This window comes from Microbacterium hydrocarbonoxydans (assembly GCF_023715885.1).
GTDB lineage: Bacteria > Actinomycetota > Actinomycetes > Actinomycetales > Microbacteriaceae > Microbacterium > Microbacterium hydrocarbonoxydans_C.
Window position 1 is genome coordinate 41,184 of record NZ_JAMBOY010000001.1, and the last position, 20,328, is coordinate 61,511.

The 20,328-nt window shown below is 67.9% G+C and carries 18 protein-coding genes and 3 tRNA genes; 16 read left to right on the forward strand and 5 right to left on the reverse strand.

The genetic code is table 11. The annotated features are described in order from the left end of the window. The first annotated feature begins 9 nt into the window (after positions 1-9). The 11 genes from M3195_RS00200 to M3195_RS00250 all read left to right on the forward strand — a co-directional run bounded on the left by M3195_RS00200 (position 10) and on the right by M3195_RS00250 (position 7,304). Positions 10-82: transfer RNA gene (locus M3195_RS00200), tRNA-Glu, on the forward strand. Between the two features lie 29 nt (positions 83-111). Further along, positions 112-185: transfer RNA gene (locus M3195_RS00205), tRNA-Asp, on the forward strand. Between the two features lie 68 nt (positions 186-253). Next, positions 254-326: transfer RNA gene (locus tag M3195_RS00210), tRNA-Phe, on the forward strand. Positions 327-486: 160 nt separating this feature from the next. Beyond that, entirely contained in the window at positions 487-927 is a 441-nt protein-coding gene (locus M3195_RS00215) for a hypothetical protein (protein ID WP_251584010.1), read from the forward strand. A 61-nt stretch (positions 928-988) separates the two neighbouring features. After that, positions 989-1,240 carry a hypothetical protein gene (locus M3195_RS00220; RefSeq protein WP_251584012.1) on the forward strand — a complete coding sequence of 84 codons (252 nt, stop codon included), beginning with the start codon at positions 989-991 and terminating at the stop codon, positions 1,238-1,240. After that, positions 1,237-2,196: an SRPBCC family protein gene (locus M3195_RS00225; protein WP_251584013.1), complete on the forward strand. Its 960-nt coding sequence runs from the start codon at positions 1,237-1,239 to the stop codon at positions 2,194-2,196. Before M3195_RS00220 ends, M3195_RS00225 begins: the two co-directional genes overlap by 4 nt. A 300-nt stretch (positions 2,197-2,496) precedes the next feature. Then, a complete protein-coding gene (locus tag M3195_RS00230) occupies positions 2,497-3,417 on the forward strand; it encodes an AEC family transporter (RefSeq protein ID WP_251584015.1) in 921 nt (306 codons plus the stop codon). A 42-nt stretch (positions 3,418-3,459) separates the two neighbouring features. Beyond that, positions 3,460-3,972 (forward strand): hypothetical protein, encoded by a 513-nt coding sequence (locus tag M3195_RS00235; RefSeq protein ID WP_251584017.1) that lies wholly within the window; start codon positions 3,460-3,462, stop codon positions 3,970-3,972. Between the two features lie 140 nt (positions 3,973-4,112). After that, the gene (locus M3195_RS00240; protein ID WP_251584019.1) at positions 4,113-5,531 is read left to right on the forward strand and encodes a cell division initiation protein; all 1,419 of its coding nucleotides are present in this window, start codon (positions 4,113-4,115) and stop codon (positions 5,529-5,531) included. Positions 5,532-5,586: 55 nt separating this feature from the next. Then, the gene (locus M3195_RS00245; RefSeq protein WP_251584021.1) at positions 5,587-6,474 is read left to right on the forward strand and encodes an ABC transporter ATP-binding protein; all 888 of its coding nucleotides are present in this window, start codon (positions 5,587-5,589) and stop codon (positions 6,472-6,474) included. Further along, entirely contained in the window at positions 6,471-7,304 is an 834-nt protein-coding gene (locus tag M3195_RS00250) for an ABC transporter permease (protein ID WP_251584023.1), read from the forward strand. The genes M3195_RS00245 and M3195_RS00250 overlap by 4 nt, the downstream gene beginning before the upstream one ends. Before the next feature lie 19 nt (positions 7,305-7,323). On the opposite strand, the gene M3195_RS00255 is transcribed toward M3195_RS00250, so the two are convergent. The 4 genes from M3195_RS00255 to M3195_RS00270 all read right to left on the reverse strand — a co-directional run bounded on the left by M3195_RS00255 (position 7,324) and on the right by M3195_RS00270 (position 11,268). Further along, the gene (locus M3195_RS00255; RefSeq protein WP_251585306.1) at positions 7,324-8,436 is read right to left on the reverse strand and encodes a fatty acid desaturase family protein; all 1,113 of its coding nucleotides are present in this window, start codon (positions 8,434-8,436) and stop codon (positions 7,324-7,326) included. A 158-nt stretch (positions 8,437-8,594) separates the two neighbouring features. Continuing rightward, on the reverse strand, positions 8,595-8,882 hold the full coding sequence (locus M3195_RS00260; protein WP_251584025.1) for a hypothetical protein: 288 nt from the start codon (positions 8,880-8,882) through the stop codon (positions 8,595-8,597). Between the two features lie 175 nt (positions 8,883-9,057). Next, positions 9,058-10,035, reverse strand: a complete 978-nt coding sequence (locus M3195_RS00265; RefSeq protein ID WP_251584026.1) for an intradiol ring-cleavage dioxygenase — start codon at positions 10,033-10,035, stop codon at positions 9,058-9,060. Between the two features lie 87 nt (positions 10,036-10,122). Beyond that, a complete protein-coding gene (locus M3195_RS00270) occupies positions 10,123-11,268 on the reverse strand; it encodes a low temperature requirement protein A (protein WP_251585307.1) in 1,146 nt (381 codons plus the stop codon). A gap of 354 nt (positions 11,269-11,622) precedes the next feature. On the opposite strand from M3195_RS00270, the gene M3195_RS00275 reads away from it, so the two are divergent. From M3195_RS00275 to M3195_RS00285, 3 genes are read left to right on the forward strand one after another with little or no spacing between them, the layout of a single operon-like run. Further along, complete coding sequence (locus M3195_RS00275; RefSeq protein ID WP_251584028.1) at positions 11,623-13,155, forward strand: sugar transferase; 1,533 nt, start codon at positions 11,623-11,625, stop codon at positions 13,153-13,155. Positions 13,156-13,159: 4 nt separating this feature from the next. Further along, positions 13,160-14,359: a DUF1972 domain-containing protein gene (locus tag M3195_RS00280; protein WP_251584030.1), complete on the forward strand. Its 1,200-nt coding sequence runs from the start codon at positions 13,160-13,162 to the stop codon at positions 14,357-14,359. Between the two features lie 20 nt (positions 14,360-14,379). Then, positions 14,380-15,507, forward strand: coding sequence for a glycosyltransferase family 4 protein (locus M3195_RS00285; protein WP_251584038.1), 1,128 nt, complete (start codon positions 14,380-14,382; stop codon positions 15,505-15,507). Here the strand turns inward: M3195_RS00285 and M3195_RS00290 are convergent. Further along, positions 15,492-16,130, reverse strand: coding sequence for an arsenate reductase/protein-tyrosine-phosphatase family protein (locus M3195_RS00290; protein WP_251584040.1), 639 nt, complete (start codon positions 16,128-16,130; stop codon positions 15,492-15,494). The two genes, M3195_RS00285 and M3195_RS00290, sit on opposite strands and share 16 nt — an antisense overlap. Positions 16,131-16,206: 76 nt before the next feature. On the opposite strand from M3195_RS00290, the gene M3195_RS00295 reads away from it, so the two are divergent. Together M3195_RS00295 and M3195_RS00300 are read left to right on the forward strand one after the other, a co-directional pair. Beyond that, positions 16,207-17,622 carry a polysaccharide biosynthesis tyrosine autokinase gene (locus tag M3195_RS00295; RefSeq protein WP_251584048.1) on the forward strand — a complete coding sequence of 472 codons (1,416 nt, stop codon included), beginning with the start codon at positions 16,207-16,209 and terminating at the stop codon, positions 17,620-17,622. Between the two features lie 121 nt (positions 17,623-17,743). After that, complete coding sequence (locus M3195_RS00300; RefSeq protein ID WP_251584050.1) at positions 17,744-20,269, forward strand: right-handed parallel beta-helix repeat-containing protein; 2,526 nt, start codon at positions 17,744-17,746, stop codon at positions 20,267-20,269. Positions 20,270-20,328 lie beyond the last annotated feature (59 nt).

Sequence of the window (20,328 nt, forward strand, 5' to 3'; positions counted from 1 at the left end):
ACAGACTTCGGCCCCATCGTTTAGCGGCCTAGGACGCCGCCCTTTCACGGCGGTAGCACGGGTTCGAATCCCGTTGGGGTCACTCCATCCGATACAATTGAAAACAAGTATGGCCCTGTAGCGCAGTTGGTTAGCGTGCCGCCCTGTCACGGCGGAGGTCGCGGGTTCAAGTCCCGTCAGGGTCGCTCTGTGCGATTGGTCCTTTTCTCGGAGAGGGCCTTTCGTCTAGATGCGACAGGTTCGCCGGTCGCACGGCTCTGTAGCTCAGTTGGTAGAGCGCACGACTGAAAATCGTGAGGTCACGGGATCGACGCCCGTCGGAGCCACAAGGACCGTCATTACAACGGTCCCAGAAACCCTCGCCTAGCTTCTACATGGCGGGGGTTTTGCTTTGCCCCGGTGACGAAGCGACGTCATCCTCGAGGTGGACGCCGATACCTCGCCCGCCGGATGACCCGGCCCCGCGCCCGCGGCGAGGCTGGATGCATGAACGCACGAACTGCCCTCGCCGCCCCCGCCCTGATCGCCGCCGGGCTGCTGGCTCTCACCGGATGCTCCGCGTACGACAGCCTCGTCCACAAGTACGCGACGACGGCGTTCGACGACAGGAGTGCCTTCGAGGCGGATGCAGAGGTCGACGCCTCGTGGATTCCCACCGATGCGACCGGCATCACTGTGAGGACGTCGACGCTGGAGGATGCTGCGGACGCCGTCATCCTGCTCACGAGCGACTCTCCGCTCTCGGATGACTGCCGCGAGGTCGATCGCTACTCCGCTCCCTCGTGGGTGCTCGACGGCGCCCCCGATCCGTACGAGGCCGAGACCGTCTTCGCCTGCGATGACTGGAGCGTGATCGCAGGCGACGGCGTGTGGTTCGGGTGGACCCCGAACTCGCCCGAAGAGCGCGGGGCCACCAGCGCAGGCTGAGCCAGCACCGCCCGAGCAACTCGGGTTGACAAGCGATCACTAAGCAACGTAGGTTGACGGCATGGACTCCGACTCCTCCGACGTGGCGACCATCGCCGCCAGCACCAGCGATCCCCGCGCCGGCCTGCGCGCCATCGCGACGCTACGGCGCCTCACCGACACCTGGGAGCTCGCGCAGGTCGAGGCGGGTCTGCGCGCCGGGATGACGTGGCAGGACGTCGCCGACGCCCTCGGCGTCACGCGTCAGGCCGTGCACAAGAAGCACGCGCGGCGCATCGATCCCACCATCCCCGTCCCCCGGAGGAACTCTTGAGCAAGCTGACGCGCGCCGCCGCCACCGCTCACACGCTGTCACTCGCCGCGATGGAAGAAGCCTCGCGATACGGCACGCGCGATGCCGGGATCGAGCACCTCCTGCTCGCGCTCACCCTCGACGCCGACCTGGGCGGGCAGGTCTTGCGCAGCCTCGGACTCGGCCTCGACCCGGTGCGCGCCGCCATCGACGAGGAGCGTGCGACTCAGCTCGCCGCACTCGGCGTCGACGTCAGTCACGAGCCGTCGCGCATCGTCTTCCACGAGACGGCCGGGTACGACTGGACCCCGCAGGCCCTCGCGGTGCTCAACCGCGCGAACACACGAGGACGCGACGGCAGCTCGATCGCCGTGCTCCGGTCGCTGCTCGACGAACCGAGCGGCACCATCGACGCGCTGCTCGCTCAGCTCGGTGTCACGAAGCCGGAGGTCACCGCCGCCCTCGACCGGGTCGAGCACCTCCCCGACACAGACGTCACCGGAGCATCCGAGATCCTTCGGAGGATGCATGACGCGTTCGTGCCCGCACCACCCGCCGAGGTCGAGGCGTTCGTCGCGAATCCGACGAGGATCCCGGAGTGGGAACCGAGCATCGAGTCCATCGCTCTGACGGACGGGCGCTGGGAGGGTCGATCGACCTCGGAGCATCCGGACGGGAGACCGGTGGAGATCAGGGACGGCTTCCACCGCCAGCTCGTCGAGCCAGCCGAGTCCGAGGTCGGCACCACGTGGCGCTTCTCCTACCCCGACGCTGCGCACTCGAACACACGCGTCGTGGGCTTCCGCTGCGAGCCGGCGGCCGGCGGCACCCAGCTGCGCATCACCCTCGCGTGGGAGCGCGCCGCGACGCGGCGCCCGAACAGGGTGCGATCCTTCCTGCTCCGACCGGTGTTCCGCGTGCTGATGTACACGCAGCTGACCCAGATAGCCAGCGGGATCACGCGAGCGTTCCGCTGACGCATCCGAGCGGACCCACGGGGAGGAAGAGGTTCCGGTCCCCCGTACCCGATTACGGAGGACCGGAGCAGTCGATGAGAAGGTCCGCAAGCGCACCCACCCCCGCAGTGCGCTCGAGACCGAGAGAAACCCGAAGACGCCGACTGGGCCGACCGACGCGGAGCGGCACGGGTGCGGCTCGTTGTACTGCCAGCGTACGGATGCCGCCGGATCCCCGCTCGTAAGGGCCTCACCATTGACGCGGGCCTCGGCCCCTGATAGGCGTCCTCCCGCACGCTCGACCCTCGCTACGCTCGGAGGATGCTCGATACGCTCACCGGATTCGCCGTGGTGGGTGTCGCAATCGCCCTCGGGTGGATCATCGGACGCATCGATCTGCTCGGCCCGCACGCTCGGCACGTGCTCGGCCGGCTGATCTTCTTCGTGCTCTCGCCGTTCCTGCTCTTCACCGTGCTGGCCCAGGCCGACGCGACGATGCTGTTCTCGTCGCTCCTCCCCGTCTCCGCGATCGCGGCCGTCGCGGTCATCGCCGTCTACGCGCTCGTCGCGCGCCTGTGGTGGCGGCGTCCGGTGGGCGAGACCTTGATCGGCGCCCTGGCGGCCGGACAGGTCAACTCGAACAACATCGGCATCCCCCTCTCCCTCTACCTGTTGGGCAGCGCCGCGTATCCGGCGCCGGTGGTGCTCATGCAGCTGCTCGTCTTCACGCCGATCTCGCTGTCGACCCTCGACGCGGTCACCAGCGATGCGGTCTCGTTTGCCAAGACCCTGCGCCGCACGGCGACGAACCCCATCATCATCGGCTCGCTGCTGGGCACCCTCGTGTCGGTGTTCGACATCTCGCTGCCGCCGATCGTGACGCAGCCGGCGCAGCTCATCGCCGACGCCGCAGTCCCCGTCCTGCTCATCAGCTACGGCATCTCCCTGCACGGTCAGCGCGTGCTGGGGGCGCGGGGGCACCGCCGTGACGTGGTCCTCGCCTCGGTGCTGAAGCTCCTCGCGATGCCGGTCATCGCCTGGGTCGTGGCGGAGTTCGTCTTCGGGCTCTCGCCGCACGAGGTGCTGATCGTCGTCATCCTCGCAGCCCTCCCGACGGCACAGAACGTCTTCAACTACTCGCAGCGATACGACGTGGGTGAATCGATCTCACGCGACACGGTGTTCCTCACGACAGTCGGATGCCTTCCCGTGCTCGTGCTGATCATGGCGCTGCTCGGATGACCACGCCGATGCGGAACACCGACGGGTCGTAGGTTGGTGACCGTGGACAACCCGATCCTCCTCTTCGCGCCGATCGCCGTCATCGTGGTGCTCGCGATGCTGCTGCCCGGGTGGATTCGGCGGTCATCGAACACCCGGGCCCGACGCGCGGGTCGACGCTTCGAGGAGGGCCAGCTGCTCGTGATCCTGGACTCCCTCGGCACCGCCCTCGACCTGGGCACCGATCCGGAGGCCGCTCGACGACTCGTCGACCGGATGGTGCAGCGAGAGCCGCGCAAGTACACGATGCTCGGAAACGGCGTCTACGGCATCCGCTTCGTGGAACCGGATGACGCGATCGTGCGGCTCACCGCCAGCGACATGGGCACACGTCTGCGGGTCGAGGAGTTCCGGGAGTACCTCGGCCGCCCGAACACGGCCGGGTTCTGGAACGACCTGCGCAGCGGCGTCATCGCCGAGGCCGAGGCGCACGGCATCCCGACCACGGCACCGTCATCCCCCTCGACGTTCGAGCGCCGCGGTGGCCCTGAGCCGGTGTGGCGGCTGAGCGGCTGAGCTCCGGAAACGGGTGGGTGAATCCGGGCCGACGCAACTAGGCTGTGGTACGTCGTCGATGCGCCCGCTCGGCCCTCGGCATCCGACAGCTCGCCACATCGCAGACCTCCGGACTGCGACATGCGCCAGAAAGGCTGACCATGAGTGACTCCCCCCAGAACGACCGCACTCCCGATTTCTTCGACAAGCTCATCGAAGACGCACCTCGCGAGCAGACCGGCGGCTTCACCGCCTCGTTCCGCGGCTACGACAAGGCGGAGGTGGATGCTGCGCTCAGCGCGCTGCGCAACCAGTTGCAGCAGGCCAAGGCCGACTTGGCCGACGCCGAGGCGCGGCACGAGGACGCCGTCGAGGCACTGAAGGGCGAGGAGCGCGACGCGCGCGAAGCCCTCGAGGCCGAGCTCGCCGCCGCCAAGGCGCAGGCCGCCGACGCCGAGCAGCAGATCACCACCCTCACCAACGAGCTCGTCGACGCCCCGCGCCCCGAGGGCGTCGAAGCCCCGTCCCGCGAGCAGTTCGAGGCGATCCTCCGCGTCGCCGAGGAGCAGGCCAACGTGCTGATCCAGAACGCCGCCGTGCAGGCCGACCGCCTCATGGCCGCGGCCCGCGAGGAGGTCACACAGCAGCGCGCCGAGGCGGACGCCGACGTGGCCCGCATCATCGCGCAGGCCCAGCACGACGCCGACCAGGTGCGCCTGAAGATCGACACCGAGTACACGGCCCACCAGGCGACGCTCGAGCGCGAGGCCGCGCACGCCGCGGAGAAGGTGCACCAGGCATCGCAGGAGGCCACGGCCATCCGGACCGAGGCCGAGAAGGGCGCGGCTGCCCTGCGCTCGCTCGTGACGCGGGAGACCACGCAGTTGCGCGCGGACGCCGAGCGCGAGGTGCGCGAGATGAACGCCCGCGTCCTCGAGTTCGAGGAGACCCTCACGCGCCGTCAGGACGACGCCCAGCAGGAGTTCCTCGTCCTGCACAACCAGGCCGTCTCGCACGCCGAGCGCATCACGACCGACGCCAACGAGCAGGTCACCGCGTCGCTCGAGCACGCGCAGCGCATCTCGGCCAAGGCAGACGACTACGAGCGGCTCATGCGCTCGCAGGCCCAGACCATCGAGGCCGATGCCCAGGTCCGCGCCCGCGACACCCTGGATCGCGCCCGCGCCAAGTCGCAGAAGATCGTCGACTCGGTCACCCAGCACACCTCGACCGTCCTGCGCGACGCCGAAGACCACGCGCGCCAGCTGCGGTGGCAGCAGCAGCAGCTCGCCAGCTTCATGGCCGAGGTGCGCGAGCTCATCCGCCCGGACGGCATCTTCAGCGACGAGCAGTCCGCCCCGGCGACACCCAGCGCGGGGACGGCTCTCGCAGACGACGAGGCGGACGACACGTCCGACGACGTCGTCGCGGCTGAGCTCGTCGCCGAGGCGCCGGAGCCCGTCGAGGAGTTCCGCGGCGATGAGGCGCTGGACGACGAGATCCTCGACGAGGACGACGCGACGATCGACGGCAAGATCACGATCGAGGTCGTCGAGGCCGACGAGAACGCCCCGCGCTGATCTTCCGACGCATCGGGCACTATCGCGGAGCCGTCTGTAGCGGCAGTCTGGACGGATGACAGACAGCGTGGTCGAGGTTCGCGACCTCCGCAAGGCCTATGGCGCGTTCACGGCGGTCGACGGAATCACCTTCGACATAGACCGCGGGGAGACGTTCGCGCTCCTCGGGCCGAACGGCGCGGGCAAGTCGACGACGATCGAGATCCTCGAGGGCTACCGGCACCGCACCTCCGGCGAGGTGCGGGTGCTCGGTGTCGATCCGCAGCGCGGCGGCCTGAGCTGGAAGGCCCGCCTCGGCATCGTGCTGCAGTCATCCGGCGAGGCAGGCAACTTCACCGTTCGCGAACTCCTCACCGAGTTCGCCGGCTACTACCCCGATCCGCGTTCGGTGGACGAGGTGGTCGCGGCGGTCGGCCTCGAACAGAAGCAGCGCACGAGAGCGGGTCGCCTGTCGGGCGGCCAGCGGCGGCGCCTCGACGTGGCCCTGGGCATCATCGGGCGCCCTGAGCTTCTCTTCCTCGATGAGCCCACGACCGGATTCGATCCGGAGGCGCGGCGGCAGTTCTGGGAGCTCATCCGCTCGCTCAAGGCCGAGGGCACCAGCATCCTGCTCACGACCCATTACCTCGACGAGGCCGCGCAGCTCGGCGACCGCGCCGCCGTCATCGCGAACGGCCGCATCGCCGACATCGGGCCGATCGACGAGATCGGCGGAGCGGAGGCGCGCATCCCCGCCGTCCGCTGGATCGACGACGACGGCATCCGTCGCGAGGAGCGCACGCACTCCCCCGGCGCGCTCGTCGCCGATCTGATGCGCGACGGCGGGGAGCCGCGCGACCTCGAGGTGGTGCGACCGACGCTCGAGGACGTCTACCTCGACCTCATCCTCGAGCACGGCGCCGTGGATGAACGGGCGCTGCTCGACGCGAAGGAGCAGTCATGACCACGTCCATTACGTCCGCTCGATTCGGGGTCGCCCGAACAGTCCGACTCGGCATCCGCCGCATCGGGTTCGAGCTGCGTCAGTACTTCCGCGCCGGAGACCAGGTGTTCTTCACCTTCCTGTTCCCGACCGTGATGTACCTCATCTTCGCAACGGTCTTCACCGGGGACATCGGCCAGGGCGCCGATACGGTGAGCATGGCGACCTACTACCTGCCCGGACTCATCGCGGGCGGCATACTGCTCTCCGGTGTGCAGGGACTGTCGATCGAGATCGCAGTGGAGAAGAGCGACGGGACGCTGAAACGGCTCGGCAGCACGCCGATCTCCCCGGTCACCTACTTCATCGGCAAGCTCGGCGAGGTCTTCGTCACCGCGGTCCTGCAGATCGGATTGCTGATGATCGTCGCGGTTGTGCTGTACGACGTCGATCTGCCCTCGGATGCCGAGTCCTGGGGCCGTTTCGTCTGGGTGTTCATCTTCGGCCTGCTCACCTGCGCGCTGCTCGGCATCGCGCTGTCGGCGGTTCCGCGCTCCGGCAAGACGGCATCCGCCGTCGTCATCCCGGTCGTGCTTCTGCTGCAGTTCGTCTCGGGCGTGTACATCGCCTTCTCGACGCTGCCGGAGTGGCTGCAGAACGTCGCCGCCGCATTCCCGCTGAAATGGATCGCCCAGGGGATGCGCGCAGCGATCCTGCCGGACTCGTTCGCGTCGGCGGAGCCGGCGGGCGACTGGCAGCTCGGCGCGATCGCTCTCGCACTCGCGATCTGGCTGGCGGTCGGCCTCGTGCTGAGCCGGGCGACCTTCCGCTGGATCCGTCGGAACGGGTGACGCCGGTGGACCGCCTCCGCTACGCGCGACCGAACTGCGCGGCCGCGGGGCAGTCGAAGGGATCGCGGGCGGCGAGGCCGACGCGGTTGAGGTACTCGATCACGATCGCGTACGAGCGTCCCAGGCTCGTCTCGGTGTAGTCGACGTCGTTCGCCGCGCAGTAGTCGCGCACGATCTCCCGCGCCTTCGACAGGTGCGGCCGCGGCATGCTCGGGAACAGGTGGTGCTCCACCTGGTGGTTCAGGCCGCCCATGAGCCAGGTCACCCAGCGACCGCCGCGGATGTTGCGGGACGTGCGCACCTGCTTAGAGAAGAAGTCGAGGCGGGCGTTCGGGTCGATGATCGGCATGCCCTTGTGGTTGGGCGCGAAGGACGCGCCCATGTAGACGCCGAACACCGCCAGCTGCACGCCCATGAAGGCGAAAGCCATACCGAGCGGGAGCAGCAGGAAGACGGGCACGAGCACCGCGGCGAAGCGCACCGCGATGAGAGCGATCTCGGTCCAGCGCCCCTTGACCTTGCGGCCGGTGGCGAGGTGCTTGATACCGAGGTAGTGGAGGTTGAGTCCCTCGAGGGTGAGCAGGGGGAAGAAGAGCCACCCCTGCTTGCGGGTGATCAGGCGTACGAGCCCCCGCGACTTCGCGGCATCCGTCTCGAGGAACGAGATCGTGTCGACCTCGATGTCGGGGTCCTTACCCACCTGGTTCGGATTGCCGTGGTGGCGCGTGTGCTTCGAATCCCACCATGCGTAGCTGATGCCGACGATGCCGGCCGCGAGGATGCGGGCCAGGCGGAAGTTCGCCGGGCCCGACGAGAGGATCTGCCGGTGCGCAGCCTCGTGCGCGAGGAAGGCGACCTGCGTGAGGATGACACCGAGCGCCGCCGCGATGAGCAGCTGGAACCAGCTGTCGCCGAGGAGGATGAACCCGGTGATCGCGCCGCCGAGCGCCGTCGCGATGCCCGCCGCCACGAGTCCGTAGAACCACGGCGTACGCTGCAGCAGCCCGGTCTCTTTGACGACCTGCGACACCTGCTTGTAGGCCTGTGCCATGGGTGGGAACTCGGCGTTTCCGGAGTACGTCTGACGGATCGGTCCGAGGGTGCTGGTCGTGTCGACCTGTGCGAGGGAGATGCTGTCTCCTAACGATCGGGAGCCCTTGAGCTGTGGAAGCCAAGGGCGGATGCCGATCGCTGTCCTCAGGCTAACCCGGCCCGCATGCGGTGGTCGGCATACGACGGGCTTTCCCAGGGCACTGCCAGACCGTCTCCCAGCGCACGGTCAGAGGGCGGTCAGGCCCGGGCGCGGCGCGGCCTCCGACGCAGCACTCGGGGCAGAGCGAAAGGGAAGGTCGACGGACGGCGCTGGGGTGCGTTGACGCGCTCGAGCGCGTGCCGAGCTGCGTCGAGCGAGTCGAACGCGCCGAGCGCGGTGCCGCGGTGATCGTGCGTGACGTGCGCCGAGCCGTCGAATTCGACGAAGCCGGCGAACTCGCCGCCACGGGTGGCGACGTGCACGTCGATGTCGGCCTGCTTCCAGGTCAGGGGATCGGAGGAGGAGGAGATGGCGGTCGTGCTCATGGTGATACTCATTGCTGTGTGGCGGGCGCGCGTCAGCGCTCCGCAAGTCGTGCGATCGAGGGCGGATGCCGCGCGCGTCGATGTGCGTGGTCCGTAATGGCCCTGACCAGTGGCGCCGCAGCGGCCCAGAGGGTGGCCATGTCACACGGTGCGTCCGCCAGTCTAGCAGATAGAGTCACCGCGCCGGGGGCTCGCCTCCGCCGCCCGGTCCTCCGTCGCCGCCGCCCGGCCCGCCGGACGGCGCCGATCCGGCACTCGGAGCGGTGGTCGTGTCGACCGAGACGACGAGCGCGGCGGTGTACCCGGCATCCGCGTCTCCGGTGATCGTCGCGAGCTGCAGCGCGGCGGAATCGTCGCCGAAGACGTTGTCGCTCGCGAGGCTCGTCTGCGCCAGGTTCTGCGCGGAGCCGTCGTACCGCGCGTCCGCGTAGACCGTGGAGCATGTCTCCTCCGGCAAGGCCATCTGGGAGGTCGCGATGGCGTTCGCGGAGTCGGTGATGGAGTCGACGTCGGGATACACCTCGAAGTGGATGTGCGGCCAGCGGCCCGAGTAGCACCCCGGGAAGATCGACGAGAACGACACCCACCCGTCGGCATCCGTCACCTGGACTCCGCGCAGGTAGTCGACGTCCTCGAGGCCCGACGAGTACATCGAGTACTCGCCCTGGGCGGTGCAGTGCCACGCGTAGACCGCGACGCCCGCGAAGGGGACTCCGCCGTTCGCCCGGTCGAGGATCTGGAACCGAACGGTCAGCGGGATGCCGTCGGCCGTCGCCGATCCGTCGATCGAGGATCTGATGTCCTGGCGGACGATGCCCGACTCCTCGAGCACGTCCGGTCCGTTCGAGCCGTCGCCCGGATACGGCCCCGCCGTCTCGTCGGGGATCACCCCGTCGGCGGTCCCGGCACTGGAGCCGCTGGACCCTGTCGTGGCCGTCGGGGTGGACGAGCCGCCTGTGGCTGGCGCGCAGGCGGCGAGGATGACGGCGCCGACGCCGAGGCCTGCGAGGCCCAGGACGCGGCGACGGCTCACGAGGGTGCGCAGATCGAACGCGGCGCCCTGGTCGACGACCTCCTCGTCGACGCGGTCGAGCAGTCGCCCCTCGTAGGCGGGGCCCTCAGGCGTCTGGACGGGTTCGGGGATGCGGCTCATGTCGGGCTCCTGTAAGGGGATGGGTCGGCGATGGATCCATGCTCACGGAGGAGTCGATCAGGAGGCTATGGTGCACCTGTGGCGCGACTATGAAGAGCGCTCCCCGCCCCGATGGATGACCGGCGGGCGCAAGACGAGCACCACGACGATCGACGCCATGACCGCCGCGGTGATCGCGACGGGGATCGGCAGCACCGGATCGAGCAGCACCAGCACCGCGCCGAGCGGGACGACCGTGTTCACGACGCGGTCGGCGTTGTCGCGGATCGCGACCCACCAGATCGCGATCAGGAAGAGCGCGATCGGGATCGTCACGGTCAGGGACGCCTCGACGGTCGACAGATGACTCTCGCCCGTCAGCACGTCGAGCTCGACCTCGATGCCCGCCGAGAAGGCGGCGGCCGCAGCGAACACGAAGTAGTGGGTGTAGCCGTACCGCAGCGACCGACCGAAGGTGGTGATAGCCCGGTGGTGCGGCGGCCAGAAGTAGATCCACCACAGCGAGGCCGTCACGACGAGCGTGAGCACGGAGATCGAGATGAGCGGGACGAAGGATTCCAGCTCGCGGCTCGCATCGATGATCGCGTTCGCGGAGGCGAGCAGGCTCTCGCCCAGAACGATCAGCGTGAACAGGCCGTAGCGTTCGGTGATGTGGTGCGGATGCCACGGAGTCTGACGCCGATACTCCGCGAAGACCGGGATGCTGACCTCGAGAAGCGCGAACACGACGAACGCGACCAGTTGCAGCGTGCCGGACGGGATGAGCAGGAACAGCACCCAGAGCACCTGCACCGCCGCGATACCGACCGCATAGCGACGGGTCGCCCCGCGGAGATCGCCGGCTCCTCGAGAGGCGCGGAGCCACTGCGCGATCATCGCGGCGCGCATCACCACGTACCCGATCACGGGGACGGTGAAGTCGCCGTGCTCGAACGCGGCGGGCACACCGGCAGCGAGAACCAGCACCCCGCCCATCTGCACGATCGTCGTCACGCGGTACAGCCAGTCATCGGTGTCGAAGGAGGTGGCGAACCAGGTGAAGTTCATCCACGCCCACCAGATCGCGAAGAACAGCATCGCGTACGACGTGATGCCGTGCACGAAGTCGCCGTGGCTGAGCGCGTGATGCAGTTGCGCCGATGTGATGCTCACCGCCACGACGAAGACGAGATCGAAGAACAGCTCGAGGCTGCTCGCCGTCCGGTGCGGCTGTGCGGGGTCGCGCGGCTGCATCGGATTCAGTCGGAAGCGGTGCGTGGAGGCGGTCGTCACGCCGGTCAGGATATCCCCGCCCGCGTCGGCGTTACGAGATGACTGAAAATTCATTCATCCAATCGGCGGAAATATCTTCCACTGAGGGCGACCGATCCGCTAGAGTGATCGAAGTCTGCAGCTCCTGCTGTACGCCTGCACCGTGTGGGACGGTGCGAGCACTCCCGTGATGTGGGATCACGGTTCGCGGCAGGACCCGAGGGGTCGGGTGTGCAGACGATGCTGGGGACGTGGGGTCCCCGGTCTGGGGAACACTGGGGAAAACATGTCGCACTGGGGATATCTGCGTACATTCACGGCTCACGAGGCCTCGGCATGACTTCCGTCGAGGATGCTCTGAGCATCACTCGCACGGGTTCGGTCTTCGCCCCGGTCGCGGCCCCACGGGCCATCAAGCCGGTCACGCACACGGTGGTCACACCGCGCGTGTCCGCAACGCTGGAGCGACGCCGCCAATGGGAGCGGCGTTATCGGATGCGACTGCGAATCTCGGATGCGGGGATCATCCTCTTCGCGGTCGCGCTCACCGCAGCGATCCAGCTGATGACCGGTGCCGCGGGGGAAGAGGCCCTGCGCAACGGCATCCTGCTGGGTTCGCTCTGGTATCTGATGCTCAGCGCTCTGCATACGCGTGATGCAGCGCTGTTCCGCGCCAGCGCCACCGAGTATCGCGGCGTCGCGCACGCCAGCGGACTGGCGTTCGGGATCATCGCCATGGTCGCTGTCGTGCTCGGCTGGGAGTCGATGCAGCTCGTGCTGCTCGTCGGCCTCCCGTTCGGCGTGCTCACGCTGCTCGTCACCCGATGGACGTGGCGGCACTGGCTGACGGCGCAGCGTGCGCAGGGGCGATTCGCCTCGCGCACGCTCGTCGTCGGCAACCGCGACGACGTGGAGTACGTCGTCCGCACACTCCACCCGATCGGCGCATCCGGGCATCAGGTCGTGGGCGCCACGCTGCTCGACGGCAATGCGCGGGATGTCGAGGTCGCCGGCACGCATTTCCCGGTCATCGGCAACGTGAACACCGTGTCGACGGTGGCGGCGGAGCTGGGCGCCGACACGATCATCGTGGCGAGTCGACCCGACGGCGAGCCGGACTTCGTGAAGAAGCTCAGCTGGCAGCTCGAGGGCACCGCCGCCGAGCTCGTGCTGTCCAGCCGTCTGACCGACGTGGCGGGCCCCCGCATCTCGTTCGCCCCGGTCGAGGGTCTGCCGCTGATCCAGGTGCAGATCCCTTCCTATGAGGGTGGGCAGCACATCCTCAAGCGCGCCCTCGACATCGCCGTCGCGACGATCGCACTCATCCCGATCGCGCTGATCACGCCGCTCCTCGCGCTGCTCGTGAAGCTCGACTCGCCGGGTCCGCTGTTCTTCTTCCAGGAGCGGGTCGGACGCGACGGCCGGACGTTCAGGATCGTCAAGTTCCGCTCGATGAAGACGGATGCCGAGCAGCAGCTCGCCGCGCTCAAGGAGCAGAACGAGGGCGCCGGCCTGCTGTTCAAGATGAAGGACGACCCCCGCGTCACCCGGGTCGGACGTATCCTGCGCAAGCTCTCACTCGACGAGCTGCCGCAGTTCTGGAACGTCCTCGTCGGCGACATGAGCGTCGTCGGCCCACGCCCTCCGCTGCCCTCCGAGGTGACCGCGTACGACGGCACCGTGTACCGCCGCCTGTACATCAAGCCCGGCATAACGGGCCTGTGGCAGGTCTCCGGCCGCAGCGATCTCTCCTGGGATGAGAGCGTGCGCCTCGACCTGCGGTACGTCGAGAACTGGTCGGTCATGAACGATCTGCAGATCATGTGGCGCACCGCCAAGGTCATGGTGCAGCCCAGCGGGGCATACTGAATCCATGAGCAAGGGGAACGCCCTCACCATCGCGATGGTGGGGACGCGGGGGGTGCCCGCAGCATACGGCGGTTTCGAGACGGCGATCGAGGAAGTCGGTCGCCGTCTCGCTGAGCGCGGTCACGACGTCGTCGTGTACACGCGAGGGTCGGAGCGCCGAGAGAAGGAATACCTCGGCATGCGCGTCGTGCACCTTCCCGCGGTACCCGTGAAGCAGGTGGAGACGCTGAGCCACACCGGCCTGTCGACGCTGCATCTGATGTTCCGCCGACGGCCGGATGCGACCTTCGTGTTCAACGCGGCGAACTCGCCGTTCCTCCCGCTTCTGCGGCTGCGCCGTGCTCGCGTCGCCCTGCACATGGACGGCCTCGAGTGGCGCCGGTCGAAATGGGGCCCCCGAGGCAAGGCCTACTACCGCTGGGCCGAGCAGTTCGGCGTGCGCACCGCAGATGCGCTGATCGCCGACGCTCCCGGGATCGCCGACTACTACATGCACCAGTTCGCTGTGCCGACGGAGCTCATCCGCTACGGCGCACCGATCCTCGACGAGCCGCCCGCACGAGGGGTGGGCGAACTCGACCTCGAACCCGACGGCTACCACCTCGTCGTCGCGCGGTTCGAGCCGGAGAACCACGTGCGCGAGATCGTGCAGGGGTACCGCGACAGCGATGCGACGCTGCCCCTCGTCGTCGTGGGCTCCGCGCCGTACAGCGCGGAGTACACGCAGGAGATCCAGCGGCTGGCCGACGGCGACGACCGCATCCGACTCATCGGCGGAGTGTACGACCAGGAACTCCTCGACGCCCTCTACGCGAACGCTCTCACGTACGTGCACGGCCATTCCGTCGGAGGCACGAACCCCTCGCTCCTGCGCGCGATGGGTGCCGGCACCGCGGTGATCGCCTTCGATGTGCCCTTCAACCGCGAGGTGCTCGACGATGACGGCTGGTTCTTCGCCGACGCCGGCGATGTCGCCGCGCACGTGGTCGCAGCGGAATCCGATCCCGAGGCGACTCGTGCGATCGGCGCGCGCGCACGAGAACGCGCCCGTTCTGCCTTCCGCTGGGAAGACGTCGCCGACGCGTACGAGCGATTGGCGCACTCGCTTACGCTGGGCAATTCGATCCACCGGCTCGCACGCAGAGCCCGGCGAGCCGTCCATGACTGGACGGGTGCGTCTCGCTCGGAGCCACATACGCCATGAGCGCTCGACCACTACGCACCGTGCTACTCGCACACCCCGGTGCCGAGATGTTCGGCTCCGACCGCATGCTGCTCGAGAGTGTGATCGGCCTGGTCGATGACGGCATGAGGGTGGTTGTCGCGCTTCCCGGCCGCGGCCTACTCGACGAGGCGCTGCGCTCTGCGGGGGCGGAGGTCGTCGTCGTTCCCATGCTCGTGCTGCGCAAATCGTTGCTCTCGCCACAGGGGTTGCCGATCCTCGTTCGAGACGCCTTCAGGGGCCTGGGCGCGGCGTGGCGTCTGATCGGACAGCTTCGCCCCGATGCCGTGTACGTGTCCACGATCATCGCGCCGCTGTGGCCCCTCGTCGCGAGGTTGCGTCGCGTACGGTCCGTCAGTCACATACACGAGGCCGAGGCGTCGGGAAGCAGGCTCATCAACCGCATCCTGTACCTCCCCCATCTCGCCTCGCAGCGCACCCTGGTCAACAGCCGTTTCAGTCTCGAGACAATCCGCTCGGCGCTGCCATCGCTCGCCGAGCGTTCCGTCGTGGTGTACAACGGTGTCGCCTCTCCCGAGGATCCACCGCCGCCGCGGGAGCGCATCAACGACCCGGTACGTGTTCTCTACGTCGGACGGCTGTCGCCCCGAAAGGGGCCTGATTTGGTGATCGAAGCAGCACGCCTCCTTCGAACACGGAGGCGAGAGGTGACCGTGACTCTCCTCGGCGCAGTGTTCCGCGGGTACGAATGGTTCGAGGATCAGCTGCGCGAGCAGTCTCGCACGAGCGGAGTCAGGGTCGAGTTCGCCGGATTTCATCCCGACATCTGGCCCTTCCTCGCGGAGTCCGACGTCCTCGTCGTCCCCTCGCGCGTCGATGAGCCCTTCGGTAACACCGCCGTGGAGGGGGTACTCGCTCGCCGCCCCGTGATCGCCAGCGACAGCAGCGGGCTGCGCGAAGCAGCTGGCGGCTACATCTCGTCGCGCCTGGTCCCCGCCGGAGACGCGGAAGCGATCGCGGATGCACTCGTCGCTATCGTCGACACCTGGGGAGAGGCAGGCGCAAGCACTCAGGAGGACCGAGCGGAGGCGCTGCGTCGGCATGCACCTTCGACTTACCGCGCGTCCATCGTCTCCGCGGTCCTCGGCGAGGGTCAGCCCCGGCGCTGAGGCTGCTCGATCGAGGCAACATGCGCCTCAGGTCCGCTGTACGCGTCGGCGAACATCGACACGGCGTCCGACAGGGTCCGATAGACCTCGTCGTGCGTGCCGGTGTCCCCGATGTGGGCGTCCGGGATCGCGATTCCGTACTGCGCGCGGAGAGGGGAGAATCGGCGACGGCGGCGGACCGGCGGGAGGTCGACCATCCCGCGTTGCGCGTGCATGCGCGCTGCGAGCTCAGCGAGCGAGATGCCTCTCGCGTCCGCTCCGAGTGTTCGAGCGCTGTGCGCCGCCTCGACGAGTGTGAAGACGCGGGGACGCGCGTATGGGTCGAGGCCAGCGACCGCCGAACGCTCTGCCGCCGAGGCGGTGAGAATCAGATCGGCCGAGGCGACGCTCTCCGCATCGAGACGAGCCGCCCGGTGTTCAGAGGCGAACGCCTCCCCGTCCGGCAGCGCCGAGATACGCTCTTCTGTGAAGCGGCACAGTGGATCGCCGTCTCGAGCTGTTGCGCCGAGACTGCTGACGGACATATCGGGGAGCGCCTGGCTGAACAGAAAGGCGGCGAACGGCGACCGGCAGACATTGGCGGCGCAAACGATCAACAGGGAGCCGTCGGTTGCTTCAGACACAGCGGAGACTCCAACTCGGCTAGAGTATCGACAGGGGATACGGGGCCATCTTAACAGGCCCGTTTTGGAGGGGGATATGACGGTCGGGGACTATCTGCGAGCCATCGTCCGCAGTTGGCTCGTCGTCGTCATCCTGGCGATTCTCGGAGTCGCAGGCGGCTACGGCTTCGCGAAGTTCACACCGGACACCTACCGGTCGACCGGGGCGGTGCTCGTGACGAGCGATCGCGGCGACAGCACCTCAGAGCTCGTGCAGGGCAGCGCCTATGTACAGAACCTGGTTGCCACCTACGTCCTGCTGGCGCGATCGGAACTTGTCCTTCAGCCGGTCATCGACGAGCTCGACCTCGACACCACCCCTCGGGCACTCGCGTCGACGATCACCGCGTCCTCCCCGCTGAACTCGGTCGTGATCGAAGTCAGTGCGACGAGCGGATCGCCCAGGCTCGCGCAGAAGATCACCGAAGCCGCGATCGAGAGTCTCGCGACCGTCGTCTCGAACGACGTCGCCCCTCAGACCGACGGCCAGCCCACGGTGCGGCTCACGGTCATTCAGAACGCCGATCAGCCGCGGTTCCCGTTCGCGCCCAGTACGCGTAACTACGCTCTCTTCGGCGGCCTGATCGGCCTCGGGCTCGGGATCGCCTTCGCGGTGCTCCGGGCTTTCGCATGGCAGACGGTCCGCAGCCGCGCGGACATCGGACGCCTGACGAGTGTTCCGGTGCTCGGAGAGGTCGTCGAGACCCGTCGCGGTACTCGGCTCCCCGCAGCCGTGTTGAAGGACCGATTGGGCATCGAGGCCGAATCCGTGCGAGCGGTTGCCGCGAACCTCAACTTCCTCAAGGTCGACGGCGGTCTGAAGTCTCTCGTCGTGACCTCGGCCGCCTCCGGCGAGGCGAAAAGCTCTCTCGTGATCGCGCTCGGCTTGATGGTGGCCGAGTCCTCCCGTCGCGTTCTGCTCATCGACGCTGATCTGCGCAGCCCATCGCTCGCCGACTACACACAGCTCGACGGCGGCGTCGGGCTCACCAACGTTCTAATCGGAGAGGCCTCCCTCGCGGAGGCCGTGCAGGAGTGGGGCGCCGAGGGCCTTTGCGTCCTCACCAGCGGAGCCGACGCCCCCAATCCGAGCCAGCTCCTCACTAGCCAGCGCATGACGGATCTGCTCGAAGAGGCTCGAGCCGAGTTCGATTTCATCGTGGTGGATTGCGCGCCGTTGCTCGCTGTGACCGATGCCACGTGGCTGGGAAACCAAACGGATGGCGCGCTGCTGACCGTGCTCTACGACAAGACCAGGACACACAATCTCGAGAAGGTCGTGAACGCCGCGAGCGTGGGCGGTCTGAATCTCCTCGGGGCTGTGCTGACGCGAGTGCCCCGCCGCGGAGTGAGCCGCTACGGGGTCGGCAGCTATGGTGCTCGCACACCCTCGGAAGTCGAGCGGCTGCGGCGCAGACTGGACCCGCGCGAGCGCTCCCGCACCACCTCCTGACCCCCTCCCCCCAGGGGACGCACAGCGTTTGTGGAGCCGATGTTCAGGTGTGTCCCCGCGCGATGGTGCTAGGTTCGGCGGTGGCAGGGGGACCCGATATGCGGAACTGCTCAGGAATTTCATGCTCTCTCACACCCATACGTATCCCTTTTTTCGACGCCTCACCCGAATCCCGACCGTCCTAGCCCTGGCGATCGCGGTCATTCTCAGCACCGCAGTGCTGGCCACGCCGGCGCGCGCCGAAACCGGCTCCGACGCCTTCGCCGAGGATCATTTCGATCGGTCGACGAGCGGAGGCTGGGGAACCTCCACGACCGGCGGCGCGTGGTCCAGCAGCAACTCGTCGGCGCTCGGAGCGGATGCCGGGTCGGCGGCGTTCCGCCTGCTTCCGTCGTCATTCGCGGTCAACACCCTCGCCTCGTTCCCGGAACGGGACTCCGCCGTGGAATTCACGTTCTGGCCGTCCACCCTTCCCACGAAGGGGAACGGCGTGACCACGTCCGCCGTGCTCCGTGCCGCCGACGGACACTCGTATCAGGCCCGCGCGAGAATCGCGCCGTCCGGTCGGGTCACCATGACGATCAGCCGCTACGACGGAAGCACCTCGAAGGAGTCCGTCCTCGTCAGGGACACCGTGGTCATCTCCTCCGTCACCGCCTCCGACCGTTTCTCGCTCGAGTTCTCCGCGACCGGCGACTCCCGGGTTCTGCTTGCGGCGCGGGTCTGGAAGACCGGGACGGCTGCGCCGGACTGGCAGCTCACCCACACCGACAGCTCGGCCCAACGTCTGTCCGGAGCGGGTGCCGTAGGAGTCGGCGCGTACCTCTCCTCTGGCACGTCCGCCCTCGACCTCCGCGTCGACGACTTCACGGCGCGCCACGTCAAAGAACCGGCACCGACGCCCGAGCCCGAGCCTCAGCCGAACCCCCAGCCGAACCCGAACCCCCAGCCGAACCCGAATCCCCAGCCGAACCCGGGCCCCCAGCCGGGGGAGCCGACCCCCACCGCTCCCCCGGCATCCTCTGCGGGATCGGCGGCGGTCGGGTCGACGACTTACGCCGTGCCGTCCGACGCCTTGTTCGTCAAGGCCGGAGCGGCGCCGACCGGCTCCGGCTCCTCATCAGCGCCGTACGCCACGCTCGCGCAAGCGGTGGCGAAGGCGCCGTCCGGGTCGACGCTCGTGATCCGCGCCGGCACCTATCGCGAGAGCGTCACGATCCCTCTCGGCAAGAAGCTGACGATCCAGTCCTACCCGGGCGAAGCAGTATGGCTCGACGGCGGCACGACCGTCACGGGTTGGCAGAAGTCCGGCGCGACCTGGGCGGTCAGCGGCTGGAAGCACGCCTTCGACCGGAGCGTCTCATTCAGCAAAGGCCGGGATGACACCTCACGCTGGACCGACTCCACCAATCCGTACGCGGGATATCCGGACCAGGTCTGGATAGACGGGGTCGCCCAGCGCCAGGTGGGCAGCGCCTCGCAAGTGCAGGCGGGTACCTTCTTCGTCGACACCGCTCAGAGGAGACTCGTACTAGGGTCCGACCCGACCGGCAAGACCGTGGAGGCGAGCACCTTGCAGAAGGCCCTGACGATCGCCGGCAGCGGTACGACCGTGCGGGGTCTCGGGATCCGTCACTACGCGACGACCGTGAACCAGATGGGCGCGGTCACGGCGGAGGTGCCGAGGATCACCCTCGAGAACCTCGTGATCACCGAGAACGCAACGATCGGCCTCTACGCCTGGGCGGCCGACCACAGGTTCCGCAACCTCACGGTGACGGAGAACGGCCTCATGGGCATCGGAGCGAACAAAGCAGATCGGCTGTCGCTGACGAACTCGCGCGTCGATCACAACAACGTCGAGCACTTCAAGCCCGCGCCCGTCTCGGGCGGCATGAAGATCACGGCGTCTGCCGACGTGATCATCGAGGACAACTCGTTTTCGCGCAACACGACGGCGGGTCTCTGGTTCGACATGTCGGCCTACAACTCGACGATCATCGGGAACACTTTCGACGGCAACGGCCACTACGGCCTCGAGTACGAGGCGAGCGACAAGGCGGTTGTCGCGGACAATGTCTTCGCGAACGCCGGCCACACGGCGCTGATGATCTACAACTCCGGCAACGTACAGGTGTGGAACAACACCTTCACCGGCAACGCACGAAGTGTGTGGTTCATGCAGGATGAGCGTCGGCAGACTGATTCGTCGCTCGTCTCGCGTATTCCCTGGGTAGTGCGGAACGTCACCGTAAAGAACAACGTCATCTCGTACGGCTCCGGCTCGTGCCCGATCCTCACGCAGGATCTCGAGCGCAAGTGGGACGGGAACGACTTCGGCATCACGATGGACTCGAACATCTACCATCGGGCGAGTTCGACGTCGCCGAGCAACTTCGCCTGCTGGGCGAATGGATCCGCCGGGACGAAGAGCTTCAAGACGCTCGACGAGTTCCGCTCGCATACAGGCGGAGACGCGAAATCCACGTTGCTGCAGGGAACGAGCCCGCTGACGGCGACATTCCAGCTCACTGGCGCCACCGCCGACTTGGCGGCGCAGGTCGCGAGCCCGCTCCCCTCCGCCATCGCCTCTCGGATCGGCGGGGTCCTCGGGATGCCGATCGGGAGGATAGTGATAGGCGGCTGATGACCCCTGCCCGACGGAGAGCCGTCATTGGTAGGCTTCAATCGCCACGCACGAAGCGT

Excerpts from the sequence above, each read along its gene's own strand:
- M3195_RS00265 (WP_251584026.1), bottom strand. The coding sequence starts at position 10,035 with ATGAGCCGCATCCCCGAACCCGTCCAGACGCCTGAGGGCCCCGCCTAC.
- M3195_RS00300 (WP_251584050.1), top strand. The coding sequence starts at position 17,744 with ATGCTCTCTCACACCCATACGTATCCCTTTTTTCGACGCCTCACCCGA.
- M3195_RS00260 (WP_251584025.1), bottom strand. The coding sequence starts at position 8,882 with ATGAGCACGACCGCCATCTCCTCCTCCTCCGATCCCCTGACCTGGAAG.
- M3195_RS00275 (WP_251584028.1), top strand. The coding sequence starts at position 11,623 with ATGACTTCCGTCGAGGATGCTCTGAGCATCACTCGCACGGGTTCGGTC.
- M3195_RS00245 (WP_251584021.1), top strand. The coding sequence starts at position 5,587 with ATGACAGACAGCGTGGTCGAGGTTCGCGACCTCCGCAAGGCCTATGGC.
- M3195_RS00250 (WP_251584023.1), top strand. The coding sequence starts at position 6,471 with ATGACCACGTCCATTACGTCCGCTCGATTCGGGGTCGCCCGAACAGTC.
- M3195_RS00240 (WP_251584019.1), top strand. The coding sequence starts at position 4,113 with ATGAGTGACTCCCCCCAGAACGACCGCACTCCCGATTTCTTCGACAAG.
- M3195_RS00215 (WP_251584010.1), top strand. The coding sequence starts at position 487 with ATGAACGCACGAACTGCCCTCGCCGCCCCCGCCCTGATCGCCGCCGGG.
- M3195_RS00295 (WP_251584048.1), top strand. The coding sequence starts at position 16,207 with ATGACGGTCGGGGACTATCTGCGAGCCATCGTCCGCAGTTGGCTCGTC.
- M3195_RS00230 (WP_251584015.1), top strand. The coding sequence starts at position 2,497 with ATGCTCGATACGCTCACCGGATTCGCCGTGGTGGGTGTCGCAATCGCC.
- M3195_RS00270 (WP_251585307.1), bottom strand. The coding sequence starts at position 11,268 with ATGCAGCCGCGCGACCCCGCACAGCCGCACCGGACGGCGAGCAGCCTC.
- M3195_RS00220 (WP_251584012.1), top strand. The coding sequence starts at position 989 with ATGGACTCCGACTCCTCCGACGTGGCGACCATCGCCGCCAGCACCAGC.
- M3195_RS00280 (WP_251584030.1), top strand. The coding sequence starts at position 13,160 with ATGAGCAAGGGGAACGCCCTCACCATCGCGATGGTGGGGACGCGGGGG.